The sequence below is a fragment of the Corallococcus silvisoli genome, from assembly GCF_009909145.1.
GTDB classification, from domain to species: Bacteria; Myxococcota; Myxococcia; order Myxococcales; family Myxococcaceae; genus Corallococcus; species Corallococcus silvisoli.
On record NZ_JAAAPJ010000006.1, the window covers coordinates 360,853 to 378,567 of the forward strand.

The window sequence follows — 17,715 nt, forward strand, 5'->3', positions numbered from 1 at the left end:
TCCCCGAGACTAGGAGCCGAGCATCAGCTCGCCGTCGGCGACGAGTTCTTCGCCCACGAGTGCTTCGACCTTCACTTGATGGATGGTGCCCAGGCTCTTCAGGTGCGTGGCCCGCACGCGGAGCTGGTCACCCGGGACCACCGGACGCCGGAAGCGCATCCGCTGGATGCTCGCCATCACCCCCGGGCGCGCCGGCTTCGAGCCTGCCTCCGGGGCGGGGAGGCTCCGCGCGCGCAGCATGACGCCCGCGACCTGGGCCATGGACTCGACGATCAGCACCCCCGGCATGATGGGGTGTTCGGGGAAGTGACCCTGGAAGAAGGGCTCGTTCGCCGTGACGCACTTGATGCCTTCGGCGAACTCGCCGGGCCTCAGCTCGTCGATCCGGTCGACCATGAGCATCGGATAGCGGTGCGGAAGGATTTGGAGGAGCTCCAGGACGCCCAGCCTGGAGGACTCCGTCGGCGTGTCACGCACTGGCGGCCTTCTTGCCGCCCTCGGCGAGCAACCGGCTGACCAGCGCCGCGAGCGTGTCGATGGAGTAGAACTCCTTGGACACGCTGTCGTCCGCGATGACGACGCCCCACTTCTCCTCGATGCCGACGACGATCTCCAGCGCCTCGACGCTGTCGAGCGCCAGGCCCGCGAACTCGGCGGTGCCGCTTCCGAACAACGGCGCGCCGTCTGGGATGCTCGCGGGAGCGATGCTCAGCCGCAGGCGATCCACAATCATCGACTTCAATCCGGCCTTCAGTTCGTTGATGTCTACCTGCATCGACTGCTCCTTGCGTTGAAGAGTCAACGTATCGAGCACGTCTGACATCACCGTTGGCGATGCGATGTCGCGCCAGGACCTGTTCAGTCCATTTTTCTCAAGACGCGAGTATTTGCGCCCGCGCAGGTCTCCAGCGAGGTCGGAGTTGCCTGAAGGACCCACTCCAGGGACTGGAATGACCCGTACGGTGTCCGCCTTGAACTCGGCGACCGTCGCGGTGTCTGGCGTGAAGCCCAGGGTGTCCGCCCCCGCGCCCGCGTTGGTCTCCGCGAAGGAGGGACTCAGCGCAGCGCAGCGCTGGCTCAATCAGGCGGAGGTGGAGATTTCCCTGCGCTCCCGTCAGTGATTGGGGACGCGGCGCATCTCCACGCGTGACACAAGCCTCGCCGCGAAACACAGGCATGGCGGAAGTGTGCCAACCGCCACCGGCTCCAGAGTCGAAGGCGTCTTCCTCGAAGGTCTCCAGCAGGTGGCCGCCGGGGCCGGGCGGGTCGAAGCGCGGGGTGCCGTTGGGGTGCTGGCGGGCGGGGTCCGCGGGGAGGGGCCGTCAGGACTTGCGGCCTCGCGGTGGCTTCGTGCCCCGCGTGCGCTCCGCATGGGCCTTGAAGCCGTCCAGCGGCTCCGCCCAACAGGACTCCACCTCGTCCAGCCAGCCGCGCAGGGCGGAGAAGGGCTCCGGGCGCAGGCTGTAGACGCGCACGCGGGCGTCGTCCGCGTCGGCGTGCTCCTCCACCAGCCCCGTCTGACGGAGCACGCGCAGGTGGCGGGACATGGCCGGCGGGCTCATGTCGAACGCGGCGGCCAGCTCACCGGCGGGGTGGGGCCGCCGCCGCAGCCGGTCCACCACGCCCCGGCGCGTGGGGTCCGCGAGGGCGGCCAGGGTGCGGTCGAGCGCGGAGGGGGCGGGCATCGCCTGGGGCTACGCCGGACCGGCGACGCGCTGGGTGAACCACCAGCGGTGGCCTTCGGAGTCCGTGGCGCCATAGGTGCGGTTGGTGCCCCAGTCGTCGCCGTAGTTCTTGGTCTCGGGCTCCTGGATGATGACGGCGCCGGCCGCGCGCGCGTGGGCGCAGTGGGCGTCCACGTCGTCCACGTAGACCATCAGCGTCTGGGTGTTGAGGCCGCCGTGAGGACGGGGGCTGTGATGGGCGTCGTGCTGCCGGGCGGAGCTCACCATGATGACGCCGTCGCCGTAGACCAGCTCCGAGTGCTTCACGGTGTTGCCCGGGCCCTCTACCTTGAGCCGTGTCTGGAAGCCGAAGGCGCGCTCCAGCCAGTCGATGGCGGCGGAGGCGTCCTCGTAGAAGAGGCTGGAGGAGATGCGCGGCCAGCCCTTGGGCGTCTGCTTCATGGTGGTGGCTCCTGGGATGAGTCGTTAACGTCAGGGTGAATGATTGACCCCGACGTTAACGTTCTTCAACCGGGGCCGCTAGAACACGCTGGGCTTGGACGGCCCGCTGTGACTGGGGGGCGGGGAGAAGGACGGGGGCGCGGAGGAGGGAGGCGCGGCCCGGGGCCCGAGGATGGCGGGCATGGAGGGCGTGAGCTCTCCGACATACAGCAGTCCCTGGAAGCCTTCCTCGGCGGACGACCCGGTCATCTGGATGTACGGGCTCAGCCCGGGGAGGGCCGCGACGCGGGGAGCGGGCGTGGCGCCGACGATGCCGCAGACCAGGCGGGCGTCACGGTCCAGGTCGCAGCCCCAGCGCGTGCCCTGGGCGAAGCTCATCTCCAGCACGAAGAGGGCGGGGTCCTGCTGGTGCAGCACGTGGGCCATGGGAGTGAAGGCCGGGTCCCACTGCGTGCCCTTCTCGATGCGCGTATGGGTGTTGCCCGCGAGCACGATGTGGATCTCCTCTGGCTTGTTGGCGCGGCGCTTCGTCCACACGCTGGCCTGGGCCGCGTCGCGTTCACTGCCGCGGAGCACGTCCGTGTCATAGGCCACCAGGTTCACGCGCAGGCCCGCGGTGCGCAGGGCGCGCACCCGATCGATGAGGTCCAGCACGGCGCGGCTGCTGCGCCCGTCCTGGTACGGCCGCGACCAGAAGCGGCCCTCCAGCAGCGTGTCCTGGTCCGCCGGAGCGCCGGGGCTCGACAGGTAGGCGTCCACGCGCGCCTGCTCCGAGGCGGGGAGGGACAGGCCGAGCACCACGGCGAGGCCCGTCTGGGCCGCCTGACACACGACGTGGCCCACCACCGCCGGTGCTTCGTTGGAGCCCAGCTGTTCGCCGATGAGCAGAGTCAGCCCCGGGTGGAGCAGCCCCTCCAGGCCCCGCACGGGCGTGGGGCACGGGCTCTCCGCGACCGCCTCCTCCTTCCAGCGCGACAGGTAGAACTCCGGCGTCCGCACGGCGGTGGGGCGCTTCTCCTCGATCACGTTGCCGCGGTTGACCTCGATGGAGGGTCCGGACTCCAGCCGCAGGGTGAGGGCCTTCTCCAGCTCCAGGTCCCGCGAGCCGTGCTGTGCGCCGCGCAGCATGGACAGGCGCTTGGTCTCCGTGTCGTCGAGGCTGAAGTTCACCTTCTTGGCGAAGGGGTTGGAGACCTGCTCACGGCGCTCCTCGAGCACCTTCCACCACTGATTGCGCCATTCGACGTCGTTGCCTATCGCCTGCTGCGACATCCGGAAGATGCGCACGACGGACTGGCGCGGGCTCACGGTGATGCCTGTCACCAGATAGCGGGTGAAGTCGAGGTTGCGCGTGCCGTTCCGGTCCGGGCGGGCCCATTGGGTGACCAGCTGGTTCGGGTCTTCCGTCTCCTCGAAGGTGTGTCCCTGCTCCTCCAGCAGCTGGCGCGTCGCAGCGAGCGCCTCCGCCAGGGGCTTCTGGAAGACGTGCTCGTACCGGGGCAGCTCCGCTTCGGGTCCTCTCTGGGAGTGGGCACAACCGATGGTCATCAAGGTCAGCGTGAAGACGAACCCGCGAAAGGACATCCAGCCTCCAGGCGTGAGCGGCGTTGGGTTTCCCGCAGGAGAACACATCCGATGTGCGGGAACTAAGGGGCCGTGCCGTGTGGCAAAAGGAGCTGTGCGTGGAGGGGCCGGCCGAAACTTCCGCCGATCCCATCTGAATTCTCGCCCTCCCCTTCATCGTGGGACTGGCGCATCGTGGGATTCCACTACTGGCCCCCGAGGCTCACGTCATGGCTCACGAACACTCCGTCCACCTGCATGGCTTTGGCGCGGATCGCGCCGCCCACTACGACCAGCAGGCGTCGGTCAGCCTGGCGGGTGTCCACGCGGCGTACGAGCTTGGTGTCAGCGCGCTGACCGCATGTCTCGACGGACAGGAGGCGGCGTCGTTGCTGTACGTGGGGTTGGGCACGGGCGCGGAGTTGATGCCCTATGCGCGCTTCGGCGTGCCGGGATGGCGCTTCACGGGAGTGGAGCCGTCCGACGCCATGCTCGAGGTCGCCCGCAAGCGCCTGGAGGCGGAGGGGATGCTGTCGCGCACGCACCTGCATCAGGGAGCGCTGGGCACGCTGCCCGAGGGCCCCTTGTTCGACGGCGCGCAGGTGATGGGGGTCCTTCACCACGTGGAGGGCGAGGAGGCCCGGGTGGAGCTGCTGCGGGAGGTGGCGCGGCGGCTCAAGCCCGGGGCGCCCCTGGTCCTGGGCTGCCGGATTGGCATGGACCCCGAGCTGATGAACGTGGAGCTGCGGCGGCTGCGGGCCTATGGAATCCCTCCGGAGACGCTGGAGCAGCGGCGCAAGCAATTCGCGCTGATGCGGCCCATCGAATCCGATGCGGCCCTGTTCGCGATGTTCGCGAAGGTCGGGCTGGTGACGCCGCGCCCGATTTTCGTCGCGCTTCAGTACAAGGTCTTCCTCGCGCGCTTCGACCCTGGCGCCGCGCGCTGAGCGTCGCCCTGGCGCCGCGCGCTGAGCGTCGCCCTGGCGCCGCGCGCTGAGCGTCGCCCTGGCGCCGCGCTTCATCCTGGCGGAGCTGCCGTCCATCGCCCCGAGCCGCGTCGCGCGCCGAGGTCGCACCTGAGGCCCGCCATGAGGACGTCACTCCCACTCCGGGTGTGGTACCTGCTAGCGTCGCTGGATGACCTCCCGTGCCCTGGTCTCCCTCGTGTTCTGCGCCTCGGTCTTCTGGCCGCTCCAGGTGCTCGCGTGCGGCAACTCGGTGGACCCCGCCGAGGTGCTCTTCACGCCGGTGTTCTGGGTGGAGATGGTCGTCTGGATCGTGGCCGCGGCGTTCTTCAACCGCGTCGTCCTCGTCAACGTCCAGGGGGCGACCGCGATGGGACAGCCCGGTCTGTCTGGCTTCCGGCGGACCTACTTCGTGCTCGTCGGTGCCGCGGTCGTCTTTCTGCTGGCCGCGGGTTCGACGATCGTGCCGTTCCTCAACGTGCATGGCAACGATATCGCCTACTGCTCGATACGCGGTGTCGTGCTGCTGAGCCTGGCGGTCACACCGGTGGCGCTCTTCGCGCTGCAGGCCGCGTTCCTCCACGGTCTGGGCAAGCGGCGGTCCGGCGGCACGGGACTGAGGCCCACGCTCCTGGGCGTGGCGCTTTCGTCAGTCGTGTTTGTGGGGGGGTTCGGGCTCTTCCGTGAGGAGCTCATCCTCCCGTTGATCTGCAGGGGGTCGAACCCGTTCGTATTCAGGGCCTCTCCCTACGACTGAGTCGCCCCGGGCTCTTCTTCTCGTGAACCTGCGCTCTCTTCCTCTCGCCTATCTGGCGGGTGCCGCGGTCCTGCTGGCCACGGCCGGCGGCGGCTTCGTGCTGTTCCGCGATGCCGATGTGTTGGCGGTGCGCTTCTCTCCGCCCGGAGTCCTGGCCCCCACGAAGCGCTCGCTGGAGACTCCGCGAGACGCCGTGGAGCATTTCCAGTGCAATCGGTGTCACGTGGTGCCCGGCGTCGAGCCGGCATCCGCGCGATTGGGCGAGAACTGCGTGACCTGCCATCAGGCCATCTCCGCCGGTCGGCTCGACTTCTGGTACAAGGAAGAAGAAGTCCAGCGGTGGAAGCAGCACCTGCTGCACCTGGTGCGGACTCCGGACCTGGGTTCGTTGAGCCAGCGGGTCAAGCGCGGCTGGCTCATCGGCTGGCTCCAGGCGCCGCACGTGGTGAGGCCGCTCTACGGTGCCACCATGCCGAGGATGAAGATCGGTCCGAGGGACGCCGAGCTCATCGCCGACTTCTTCGCGGTGACAGAGGAGGAGACGGGAGAGCGCGCGAGCGGTGACGTGGCCGCGGGCCGGGCGCTCTATGCGAAGAACGCCTGCGCGAGCTGTCACTTCCACGGAGATTCCCCGCTCGGGTCCCTGCGCTTCGGCGCGTCCGACTTCCGCGCCCCGTCGGCCCGGAGGCGGGCCCCGGACTTGCGTTACGTGCCCAGCCGCATGTCGCTCGCGCAGCTGCGGAGCTGGCTGAAGGATCCGCACCGCATCCTCCCCGACACGGAGATGCCCGCCTTCGAGTTCACCCCGAAGGAGATCGAGGACCTGGCGACCTTCCTGCGCGAACCGCTGCCCGAGGTGGCGGCCGTGCCGCGCCCTCGGTACCGGCCCCGCCAGTTGGAGCGAGAGGTGCACTACCCGGAGGTCGCGGAGAAGCTCTCGCGCCACCTCTGCTTCCACTGTCATTCCGACAGTGCGCGGCCAGGAGACCGGGGGCCGGGGAACAGCGGTGGTTTTGGCTACGACGGCGCCTCGCTGGACCTGGCGACGCGGGGGGGCATCATCCGAGGCGTCAAGCGGGACGGCCAGTTCCGAGGGCTCCCGGACCGGCTGGAGGATGGGACGCCAAGGCTGGTGGCCAGCCTGCTCGCCCGTCACGCGGAGATGGATGGGCAGACCCATCCGGAGGTGATGGGCATGCCCCTGGGCTTCCCGCCCATTTCCGAAGAGGAGATCGATCTCGTCTCCACGTGGATCGAGCAGGGCGCTCCGGAATAGGAGGGCGCTCTCGATGGTGTGTCCTGCGTGCTCAGGCGCCGGTTCGGGGCTTTCTGGCGTGGGCGAAGACCTGGGCGGGGGTGACGGTCGCGGCGACTGGTTCGGTGCCGGGCACGCCGAAGTGGAGCCAGCCTGCGTTGAACCCGTCCTCCATCTCGTCGAAGGGACCGGTGGTGCCAGGGGGCATGCACTGGGCGATGAGGGTGGCCATCCACTGCTCGCGAGGAATGGCCCGTGCTTGATGGGACGGCTGAACGTTTCGCTCATCGCGCGGGCGAGGTCCTCCGGGCTCATGGGCGAACCGAGCTCCACTACCTTCCTGCCGCTCCAGTTGCCCAGGAGCAGGCAGGTGATCTCCCGGTCGATGTCCTCCGTGGCGACGATTGGCACGGGGTGGTCTGTCGGCGTCAGGTATGTGCCGAACCACCCGGTGAAGGCCGCTGCCGCGAGGCTGAAGGTGTAGTTCTTGAGGAAGGAGCCTGCCTGGACGAAGGCGGTCGGGAAGGGCAGGTCGCGCAGTGCTTCTGCCAGCAGGTGGGGCGCGGTGGCCGCTTCGCTACTGCGACCCAATCGAGGACAGCACCACCATTCGCGGCGGAGGCGACTGGCGCAGCGCCTCGCGGAGGCTGGCGATGAGGGCCTTTGCCTCCGGGAAACTGGCCGTCGAAGTCAGCACAGAGGGCATCATCAAGATGGCTCCCTTGATTCTCGCCAGTGCTCCGGCGACAGCCGAGGTGTCGTTGAAGTCGCCCTGGCGGACGTCAACGCCGAGGCGAGGCCACTCGGTGGCCTTGCGTGGAGCCCGGGGCAGCGTGCGCAAATTATGTCCATCGCCCAGCAGGTGCCGCCCACCTGGCAAGTCATTCCCGAAACAAAAACCAGGGTCGGCTTCTCCGCGCACGTTGGCGGCGCTGGGGGTCCCAAGCCCGCCGCGCGAGTCTGTCCATGCGCCTGGATGGGCGCACAGACTGCTCAGCGGCTTTCACCGGTGTATCGATCTGTAGATGTTGAATTTCTGGTTTTGCGAGACATTTGGGGGGCTGGCGGAAGCGATTTTTGCCGTGGGCGCAAGAGCAAATTTCGACGAGGTAATTGCTCTTTGGAGGTATTTGCTTTTTGGAGGTTTGTTGGTTCGCGTGGCAGCGAATTCCGGGGATGGATGGAGCCAGATGGCGAGGGGGGTGGAAAGTTCGAGTGATAGCAATTTGGATTGACGGCTGTTGAGATGTGAGGGTACTGACATGGTGCCTGAGATTATTTGAAGTGCAGAGGGGGAGTCTGATGCAGATGGTCCGCTGGGTGGTTGTGCTGATGGTGTTGGGTGGGGCATTGGCGGGGACGGCGGAGGGGGGTGTCTCGGAGTGGAGGGGCCGGATGGCACCCCACGAGAGACCTGCCCAGCAGGATGCAGCTCGCCAGTCGCGGAGTCAGACCGCTGCGGTGCCAGTCGACCAGACGCGAGCCTTTGAGTTGGCCAGGACCGAATGGGAGGCGAAGCGGGAGCAAGCTCAGGAGCAGTTGTCGGAGACGTTGTCGCGGGCCCGCGGCATTCTCGGTCCCCAGTCGGCGTGGTGGGTACGATTCTGGCATTCGCCATTCGCCAGTGCGTCTGAGCGAGACGCGCTCAATCAATCCATTGATGAGCTGCGGCGGGCCGAGACGCTGCTGAGGAAGCTCAAGCTCAAGGATGAGGCGTCCCAGGGACGCAGGCAGCGGATGCTGCTGGAACTTGAGCAGCAAGTGGAGGCGCTGGGGGCCCTGGCGGGGGATGGCTTCTCCCGCGCATGGGAGATGGCTTGGGGACGGCCACCACAAGAGGGAGTCGCGCGGCTTCAGGAGAGGTATTTCCTGCTGGAAACCGGCCTCGCGGTGGAGGACGTGACGCTGGTCGCCCGCATCGAGAAGGTGGCGACGACGGATCTGCAAGAAGGAGTCGTCGGGCAGCCCCTGCCTCAGCCTCTGAAGGTGCGGGTGACGACCGCCAACGGAGAGCCGGTGCTTGGGGCGGTCGTGACCTTCAAGCGAGCGGGTTTCTCCCAACCCGGTTTCTTGCCCGTCAATGGAACGGGGCAAGCCCAGGCCCAGTTGCAGGCGATCACGGATGAGAATGGACAGGCAGCGGTCAAGATGCTGCCCGACACCATCATCTCGCGCGAGTCCTTCTTGAGGCAGGGAACCCCCTCCGCCCAGCGGCTGGGGTACAACGCGGTGACGGCGGAGACCACCAATGGAACCCAGTCCTTTGGACTGAGTTCGCCCTTTGTCGAAGTGGGGCTGCCGGATGTGCCTGCCCAGATTGCAGTGCCAGGAAGCGTTCCCGCGACGACCGAAGCAGGGTTGCAGATGATCGCCCCCTTCGCGGGGCGGGTGCTGGATCGCTACGGAAATGCCCTGGCCAATCAGCAGGTGACGTGGACGCAGTCTCCGGCAACCGGTCGATTCTTCCGCTACCAGGATTCGGCGACTCCGCAGGTGCTTGATCCCACCAATCCCATGCAGTTGCTGGTGATGCAGGAATGGTCGGACGTCGACGGGTGGCTGAGCGCGGGGTACATCCCAGGGACGACGGCGGGGTACTACGTCGTGACGGCCTCGGTGGGAACCCTGGCGCGTCAGTTCGGCGTGTCGGCCTTCATTCCCAGCGCTCGATACACATTGCGGACGACGTACAACGGCGACTTCAACGGCGTCTACCAGACGGCTGGCCCCCAGGTGTTGGTTGCGCAGATCCTGAGGTGGCCCGTGGGCGCGCCGGGCTGGGTGCCGGTGAGAGGTGACGAGCCAGGGTTGGAGGACGTCGCGGTCGGCATCTGGACGCTCGCGGAAGATGGAACCGAGCTTGATTTCACGATGGCCGCTCCGGTCGAGACAGGGCCTGAGCCCCTGGACGATGAGACCTCGGTGGCCTTCCGTCCCAGGTATCTGGTGAATGAAGGAGGGCAGTGGATCTACTTCGCAGGCCAAGCCTTCGAGCGCCGCGCGAATGGACAACTCGTGGAGGTGTGCTGCGGACAGGAACTCTATACCTGGCAATACTCAACCGTCCCCACTTTGCAGGCCCTCCGGCAGTTGCCGGGCGGTGGGGTGGTCCAACCTGGGGGGCAGGCGTCGACGTCGGACTCGGGTTTGGGATTCCGGGTGGTCAACAAGAGCTCTGACAACCTGTATGTCCGGGTGACGATTCAGCACAACGTGCCTGGGGATGATGTTCTTGTCCTGTCCTCCAGCCTGCCCCGCGACGTGGGTGGGGACATCGTGCTGCCAGCGTCCTCCAACGTCCAGAGGGTGCTCCCGTTGGTCGCTGGAACCCAGGGTGGGCGGGTCCGCTTCGAGTTGTATGCGAAGGATTACGCTACGTCGCCCGCCGTGAAGGTGTTGCAGGCGACCGAGAACGTGGACGTGCGCCCGCCGGACCCCGGCCTGTTCGTGGCCGGACTTCCCTTGCGCGCGCGCTGGGTATTGCCGGCCTGGGACTTCGTCTCCGCTCAGAAGCCCATTCCGGGGCAGCCCACGCCGGACGATGCTCAGTCGCCCATCGCCTATGGCGCTCCTCTTGGCGTGAAGGTCTTGTCGAATGGGCGATTGGTGATCCACCGGGGGGGCACGGAGTTCGCCAGCGCGCAGGTGCAGGCGGATGACCTGGGCATCACGCAAGTCTCACCCCTGGGCGGTGCTCCCATCATCCTGGGACAGCAGGGCTTCGCGGTGGTGGAGCTCCCGCCCGGCGCTGTGGGGACGGAGACGGTTCGCGTCACGCTGGTGCCCGCGAATCCCAATCAGGCGTCCCTGAACAGGGAGGTCCCGCTCACGACCACGGTGGGGACGGTGGGGAAGCTGCCGGTGGGCCACACCTTCGTGAAGGGGGTCAGCGTGGTGGACGGCCACCTGGTGAAGCAGGCGGTGGACGTGGAGGCGCCGAGCCGGGGGCTGGGTCTCTCGTGGCAGCGCGCCTACGCCAGCGGCGACTCCGAAGAGGGCGTGTTGGGCCTGGGGTGGACGCACGCATACGAGGGCGTCGTGCAGCCGCTGTTGGGCGGCTTCCGCTACGCGGTCACCAGCGGTGAGGGCGGCGGGCAGGTGTTCACCTGCACGGGGGATGGCACGGGGTGTGTGGCCCAACGCGGATACCACGGCACTCTGCGCGCGGAGGGGGCGGGGGCCGCGCGGGAGTATGTCTTTCGCGCGAAGGATGGAACGGAGTACCGCCACGGACGGCTCGACAGCGCGAGCTTCCCGGTGAAGTACCGCCTCACCTCCGTCGTGGCGCCCGCGGGACACCGGGTGTTGCTGCGCTATGGCGATGCCTCGGTCGAGGGGGCGCTGACTCGGGTGTTCGACGAAGCGAGCGGGCGACTGCTGCAACTGGGCTATGTGCGCGAGGCAGGCCATCTGCGAATGCGCACGATGGAGCTGCACCACGCCAGCGCGGCGGATGCGACGTCCACGACCTTCCTCGGCGTTTGTGTCCGGTACGACTACGACAGCCAGCAGCGCCTGGCTTCCGTGGCGCGCTACGACGGCACGTGTGGGAGTGGAAGTCCCCTGCGGACGGAGTCCTACGCGTACGAGGACGGGTCCTCGGAGGCGGGAAGGACGCGGCTGGCCCGGTACACGGGGCCAGGTGGCGAGGTGACTCGCTACACCTACTACGGCAGCGCGGAGTCGATGCCCGGGGAGGATGACTTCCTGCTGCTGATGGACAAGGACGAGCGGGTGAAGCAGGTGGTGGAGGTTCTGGAGAGCCTCCCCGTGAGGGAGGCCACCACCGCGTTCACCTATTCCATCGCGCCGGAGCAGCGCAGCGTGCTGGGGCAGTCCCTCACCACGTACCGCACAGCGGTGAAGGGCCCCCGGGCCGAGGTTCCCGAAACCCTCTATTGGATGACAGCGACGGGGGCCGTGGCGGAGACGGAGAGGCCCCTGTCGGCCGGCGTGGTGGCGCGCAGCGGGGCGCTCTGGGATGAAGTCCACCGGGTGCGTGAGATGGAAAAGGACGCGCGTGGACGCGTCACGCACTTCGCATACGACGCTCGAGGCAATCTGGTTGAGCGCCGCATCGAGGGGGCGGCACTCCCCGCCTTGGACGTGGCGACGGCCACGCTGCCAGTTCTGGATGCACAGGGGCAGCCTGTCGCGGAGGTGGTGGAGAAGTGGGGCTACGAAGCGGGCTTCAACGCGCAGGTCTGCCACGTGGACGCGGAGGGGTACGCGACCGTCACTCGGGTGGACTCCTCCGGGGATGCGCCCGAGGACGTGCTGCCGGTGGGGACCGGCCGAGTGCTGGAGACCCGGCGCTACGGGAGCCGGGTGCCACGCACGGTGCTGACCTCCTCATCGAGCTGTGAGGCGGCGGTGGCCTCCTTGCAGGAGTCTCCCCAGGATGTCGTGCTGAGCTGGCGTTACTGCGGCGTCGAAGGCGCGGCGTGCCCGCCGCTGGCTGTCACCGGAGACTGGGTGGAGAGCGTGGGGGCGGATGGGCACCGGGAGAGGGCCACGGCCTACGACGTTTACGGCCAGCTGCGGACCAAGACGCTCCAGGTGAGCGGCGCAGCCACGGTGACGGTGCAGACCGCCTACGACGTCCGCGGGCGACTGGAGGACGAGCAGGATGGCCTGGGACGTCATCGACTTCAGCAGTGGGATGGGCTGGACCGGGTGAAGCGTGAGGAGTGGGCGAATCCGCAGGGAGAGGGAAGTGTGCGCACGGCGCAGTACTACCCGGGCGGTCAGCTCCACACCGAGACCCTGGGGGCGGACTTCGTCCGCGAGCACTGGCTGGATGCCGCGGGGCGGCGGGTTCGGACGGTCGAGTCCGGAGGAGGTCTCGCTGCCGCGTTGGAGACCCGCTATGGCTATGACGACGCGGGCAACCGTACGTCCGTCGTGGACCGTCGCGGTGTCCGCACGACCACTGTGTATGACTTCGCGGATCGCCCGGTGGAGGCCCAGGTGTCCGTGGCGGATGGCGCTCGGTTCACGTCCCAGGGAGGAAGCAGCGACGAGGTGAGCCAAAGCTACACGCTCTCCCGCGTCACGTACGATGCCGTGGGCAACAAGGTGGCGGACAAGGATGTGTATGGCTTCGACCGGAACTACCGGCTGGACTCGCTGTACCGCGTCGTCCAGGAGCAGAGCCCCGAGGTGCAGGGGGCGAGTCATGATGCGCCTTTCGTTCGCTATACACAGACGTCCAGGTACGACCTGACGGGCCACCGGGTGCGGCAGGTGGATGGGAACGGCAACGCCCAGACCATGGAGTACGACCTGCTGGGCCGCGCCACGGTCCAGACGGACGCCGTCGGCCGGGTGGAGCGGCGCGCCTATGATGGACGAGGCAACGTCACGGAAGTGCGCTGGGAGGCGGGAGGCGTCCAGCATCGGAGGCGCATCACGGCGTATGACGGCTTGAGCCGCGTGCTGTCCGTAACGGAGCGGGTGGCGACAGATGCAGGGGAGGCTGTCTACACGACGCAGACCGTCCACGACGACGTGGCGCAGGTCGAGTGGACGCGTGACGCGCGGGGCTTTCTCCATGCTCGGCATCTGGATGGACTGGGGCGTGTCTTCAAGGAGGTGGACGACGCTGCCTCGGGGCCACTGTCACGCCAGCCGGACGATGCACGGGTGGGCGCGGCACTCGGGTTGACCCGTACCGTGGAGTACGACCGCTACGGCCATGAGTCCGCGCGGGTGGATGCGCTGGGCCGGCGGACGGAGACGGTACACGACGCACTGGGCCGGCTCCTGGAAGTGCACCGCCCCATGGAGGTCTCCGAGAGTCAGTCGCATGACGGCGAAGGCCATGTTGTCCGCTCCATCGAAGGGCGCGGTGTGGAGCGGTTCTTCACCTACGACGCGTTGGGACGGCCGCGAAGCGAGACCTTGATGGAGAGTCTGTCCCAGGGCGGGCAGTCCCTGACGGTGAGCGAGCGGACGTATGTGGATGCACCGGACGTCGAGGCCCTGACGCGCGAGCAGATCCGGGACGCGCGGGGGCAGCTCACAGTGACGTACCGCGACGGACTCCGGCGTGTCGTCCGCCACACGGATGCGGCGGGACATGCTTCGGACACCTGGTTCGATGCTCTCTACAAGCGCGAGGAGAAGAACGCGAAGGGGCACCTCACTCGCTTCGTCTACGACGCAGTGGGCCGGATGCTGAGCCAGTCCGAAGCCGCATCGGTGAGCGGCTCGGTGGCCTATGGTCAGAGTTGGCAGTACGGAGATGCGACCCGCGAGCGGACGTACCGGGACCGGCGCCAGGTGGCTACGGTGCACCGGGAGGACGGCCTGGGGCGCAAGGTGTACTCCTCGCGGGGGCAGGGCCAGGAGGTGGCGGAGGAGTCCTGGACCTATAACGCCGCGGGGCAGGCGGTGCGGGTGGTGGATGCGAATGGCTACGCGACCACCCGGCTCTACGATGGAGCGGCGCGTCTGGTGGAGGAGACCCAGGGCGCCGGAACGGCGGAAGCGGCGACAACTGCGTTCCAATACGACGCCGCCGGTCAGTTGACGCAGAAGAAGGGCCCCCGCGCCACGGGCGTTCTCTTCGATGCGCGCTACACCTACGACGACCTGGGTCGGCGCGTGCGCGAGGAGAATGCGCTCGGGCAGGTCACGGAGTGGGCCCATGACGCAGCGGGCAACCGTGTGTGTATGAAGCAGCCGCTCGGCGCTCCCTCGCTTTCGCATGGTGGTGCGGTCGGGCTGACGCTGGCGCAGGTGGAGGATCAGGTCTGCGCGGGCACGTACGTGACGAGCTACGCCTATGACGAGCAGAGCAAGCTGCTGTTCGTCACGGATGCCGCCGGTGGGCTCACGTCATATGTTTACGACGCGAATCGCAACCTGGTGGCGAAGCAGGACGCGAACGGGAACCTCACGACCTATGAGTACGACGTGCGCAACCTGCGCACGGCCGAGCATCAGCACCTGGACTCGCATGCGCGGGTGACGGCGGCTCAGCGGAGCCAGGTGCCGCTGTTCGAAGCGGGCGCGACGCCGTCGGGCAGCGTGGGCACGCTGACGTGGCGCCACACGTATGACGCGAACGGGAATCCAGTCTCCATGACCGACCCGAAGGGGCAGGTGTCGGTGTCTGGGTATGGGCTCCTCGACCGGCTGGAGTCACGCGTTTATTCGCAGCATGCGCAACCGCGAGAACTGCCGTCGGTGAACGCGGAGGGTTTCGCGTATGACGGTAACGGGAACCTCCTGCGTGAGTCGCTGCTCAAGCAGACGCCGAGCGGCGCGGTGGAGGATGCGACGACGTACACGTATGACGCACTCGATCGCGTGAAGACGCGGCTGAGGGAGCAGGACGGAAAGCAACTCTCCTTCGAGTACGACGCCATGGGGCACCGCACGCGCGTGACGGACTCGGACGGAGTTGTAACGGGGTATGCGTACGATGCGTTGGGACGCCTGCGGCAGGCGACACTTCCGGTCGGCGTCGTGGAGTACCGGTCCTGGCCGGACTCCTTGCCCAAGGGTGTGGTGTGGCCCAACGGCTTGTCAGAAGGACGCTGCTATGACGCGGCCGGGCAGTTGCTGGAGTTGGTCACTGTCCGGGGCTCGGTCAGCGATACGTGTCAAGCGAATGGGCCGGTGGTGAGCCAGTTCGCCTACACCTACGATGCTAACGGGAACCGGCTGACGCAGGTGGAGTCCCGCACATCCCCCTCAACGCAGGTCCTGGGAGCCAGTGAGACGACCCAGTACGGCTATGACGTCTTGAACCGGCTCACAGGAGTGGCCTCGTCTGACAAACAAGCCACGTTGTATCGGCTGGATGCCGTAGGCAATCGCACGGGCGAGCGGCGGGCTTCGATTCGATTTGTAAAGGGACTCGGACCCGAGGCCTACAGCGTGCAACCCAAGGCGCTCACGCGCGATGTCACCGCGACTTTCAACCAGGTGAACTGGCTGAGCGGGTTCGTGGACGCGAAGGACGCCTCGCGGAACACGGTGCTGAACTACGACCTCATGGGCAACCTGGTGGAGAAGGTGACACAAGAGGGGACCCGAACCTTCGCCTGGGACATCCGCAACACCCTCACCGCCGTGTATGACAACGGGCAGGAGGTGGGGAGGTACGACTACGACAACAACCTCCAGCGGACGAAGCGGAAAGCGGCGTCTGAAGATGTTGCGTATGTGCTTGATGATGGCTTCGTCCTGCAGGAGTTGGATGGAGCCCAGGCCACGCACCCGTCGAAGCGGCGCTATCACTATGGCGGGGGCCCGTTGGCCGTCAGCGAAGTGACTTCCGCGGCAACGAACTTCCTGGGAACGGATGCGCTGGGGAGCGTGACGGACGCGCTGTCCACGAGTGGTGCTGTCACTGCGGCCCGGCAGTACGACGCGTGGGGTAACCCCCGCAGCGGCACCGCGCCGACTGTCAGTGACTTCAAGCTGGGCTACACGGGGCACCAGTACGACGTGGAGACGGGGCTCACGTATGCGCGGGCCCGGTACTACGACAGCGAGCTGGGGCGGTTCCTTTCGAGAGATAGTCATGAGGGAATGCTGGATGTCGCTCAAAGCCTGCATCGATATGTCTATGCGGCAAGCAATCCGCTTCGGTATTCGGATTTCAGTGGACATTGCTTCTGGGATGACAAGTGTCTTGAGTACATCAAGGAGGATTGGGGTGACACGCTAGTGGCATTGGGTTTGCGGGAAGCTCCAGTGGATGAGCGTGCTTACAGGCCTGTTTCTCGAACTGGGGCTGGTCAAGGCATTGCTCGAAAGCAAGTTGCGCTGAAAGAGTTTGTATCCGCTGAGGGGCGAAGTGGTCCAGGGGTGACGGTTGTTCATGAGAAGCGGATTAAGGGATACGACCCTCAGAGGGTGTTTAAGGGGGAGTTCGATAGGTTCCATGAACAGCGGATTGCGAGAGAGGAGTTTGAACGCAAAGTGCTGCTGGTGGGCGCAGGTGTTGCCATTTCAGTTGTTGTTCCAGAGGCAGCGCCCCTCTTGATTGAAGGTGGTGTGATATCTGCGCCTGCGGTAACCGGGCTGGTTGCTGTGTCGGATTTGGGTGCAAACACGCTGGTAGAGTATGGGCTGACTGATGAAGTGTCGCCAATGGGATTTCCCCTCGGTATGGTTGGGGCTTGGTCAGGAGCGGCGTCGAGAGCGGAAAGACTATTGAGTGTGTCGCGCCCTCAGGTCGATGAGGCGGTGTGGTATGTTGCTTCAGGTGGGATGCGAAATGAGCTTTCGCTCACACCCGAACAGATTGCTGCAGCCCGGGGCTATGCTATGGAGCTTGGGGTGCCTGCGGAAAATATCCATTATTATGAAAATATGAATACGGCATGGGGTGATATGTTTGGGCAGGAGCGCCTTCATATTGGTACGGATGTGCTGCCATCTGCTCGGACGAAAGTCTCGCTGTCCCCGAACGAGCGAGTAAGTATGCGAGGGGCTATTGCTCATGAAGTGGTGGGGCACCGTGAAGCTGCCCTTGCAGGACGCACTCAGAACGAGGTTTGGGCAGAGGAGGCGCAGGCTAGTCTTCGGGCTGCGAAGTTTGCTCCTGGATTAAGCAATAAGGAGCGAAAGGTCTTGTATTTGGATGCAATGGACCGTTTGCGGAAGGCGGATAAGAGTCTGAAGGATGCGTCGCTTTTTCTGGAAATCAGGTGAACTGGAGGGGTGACAGTCAAATGCGTGACTATCCACCAGAATATTTCGAGCAAGTGGAGAGGGCCGCCTTGAATGGGGACTCGTCTGCAATGCTGCAAATGGGAGTATGGTTGCTCGGTGTCCCTGGGAGCAGGCTAAAGCGCGATCCCGTGGGAGCATTGCGGTGGCTCCGACGGGCAGCTGAAGAGGGAGGTCATGCCTATGCCATGGAATTGCTGGCAATGGAGGCTGATTCCAGATTGGGGAGTAGTCCGGATGCTGCTGCTGAGGCGGCAAGATGGTATGAACGAGCGCTTGGTGCGTATGAACTTGAGGTTCAGCGAGGTGTGCCTGGGGCTCGTGAGAATGCTGAGGGTCTGCGTCGGAAGCTGGAGT

Annotated in this window: 11 protein-coding genes; 4 read left to right on the forward strand and 7 right to left on the reverse strand. The window is 66.4% G+C overall.

The genetic code is table 11. From position 1 onward, the window contains the following. Positions 1 to 9 precede the first annotated feature (9 nt). The 5 genes from fabZ to GTY96_RS13185 all read right to left on the reverse strand — a co-directional run bounded on the left by fabZ (position 10) and on the right by GTY96_RS13185 (position 3,710). On the reverse strand, positions 10 to 477 hold the full coding sequence (fabZ, locus tag GTY96_RS13165; protein WP_161664899.1) for a 3-hydroxyacyl-ACP dehydratase FabZ: 468 nt from the start codon (positions 475 to 477) through the stop codon (positions 10 to 12). Further along, entirely contained in the window at positions 470 to 1,081 is a 612-nt protein-coding gene (locus tag GTY96_RS37600; RefSeq protein ID WP_235685572.1) for an acyl carrier protein, read from the reverse strand. The genes fabZ and GTY96_RS37600 overlap by 8 nt, the downstream gene beginning before the upstream one ends. 241 nt (positions 1,082 to 1,322) lie before the next feature. Next, positions 1,323 to 1,685, reverse strand: coding sequence for an ArsR/SmtB family transcription factor (locus GTY96_RS13175; RefSeq protein ID WP_161664900.1), 363 nt, complete (start codon positions 1,683 to 1,685; stop codon positions 1,323 to 1,325). Between the two features lie 9 nt (positions 1,686 to 1,694). Next, positions 1,695 to 2,126, reverse strand: coding sequence for a VOC family protein (locus GTY96_RS13180; RefSeq protein ID WP_161664901.1), 432 nt, complete (start codon positions 2,124 to 2,126; stop codon positions 1,695 to 1,697). A gap of 78 nt (positions 2,127 to 2,204) precedes the next feature. Next, positions 2,205 to 3,710, reverse strand: coding sequence for a hypothetical protein (locus GTY96_RS13185; protein WP_186002220.1), 1,506 nt, complete (start codon positions 3,708 to 3,710; stop codon positions 2,205 to 2,207). 209 nt (positions 3,711 to 3,919) lie between these two features. Here GTY96_RS13185 and GTY96_RS13190 point away from each other — a divergent pair, with 209 nt between their 5' ends. The 3 genes from GTY96_RS13190 to GTY96_RS13200 all read left to right on the forward strand — a co-directional run bounded on the left by GTY96_RS13190 (position 3,920) and on the right by GTY96_RS13200 (position 6,687). Next, positions 3,920 to 4,636: a class I SAM-dependent methyltransferase gene (locus GTY96_RS13190; RefSeq protein WP_161664902.1), complete on the forward strand. Its 717-nt coding sequence runs from the start codon at positions 3,920 to 3,922 to the stop codon at positions 4,634 to 4,636. A gap of 190 nt (positions 4,637 to 4,826) precedes the next feature. Further along, on the forward strand, positions 4,827 to 5,411 hold the full coding sequence (locus GTY96_RS13195) for a hypothetical protein (protein ID WP_161664903.1): 585 nt from the start codon (positions 4,827 to 4,829) through the stop codon (positions 5,409 to 5,411). 22 nt (positions 5,412 to 5,433) lie between these two features. After that, entirely contained in the window at positions 5,434 to 6,687 is a 1,254-nt protein-coding gene (locus GTY96_RS13200) for a c-type cytochrome (RefSeq protein ID WP_143909507.1), read from the forward strand. 31 nt (positions 6,688 to 6,718) lie between these two features. On the opposite strand, the gene GTY96_RS13205 is transcribed toward GTY96_RS13200, so the two are convergent. Then, positions 6,719 to 6,898 (reverse strand): hypothetical protein, encoded by a 180-nt coding sequence (locus GTY96_RS13205; protein ID WP_161664904.1) that lies wholly within the window; start codon positions 6,896 to 6,898, stop codon positions 6,719 to 6,721. 345 nt (positions 6,899 to 7,243) lie between these two features. After that, positions 7,244 to 7,375, reverse strand: coding sequence for a hypothetical protein (locus GTY96_RS38245; RefSeq protein WP_268903940.1), 132 nt, complete (start codon positions 7,373 to 7,375; stop codon positions 7,244 to 7,246). Positions 7,376 to 8,061: 686 nt separating this feature from the next. Between GTY96_RS38245 and GTY96_RS13210 the strand changes: the two genes are divergently transcribed. Then, positions 8,062 to 17,340, forward strand: coding sequence for an RHS repeat-associated core domain-containing protein (locus GTY96_RS13210; protein WP_235685573.1), 9,279 nt, complete (start codon positions 8,062 to 8,064; stop codon positions 17,338 to 17,340). Positions 17,341 to 17,715: the final 375 nt, after the last annotated feature.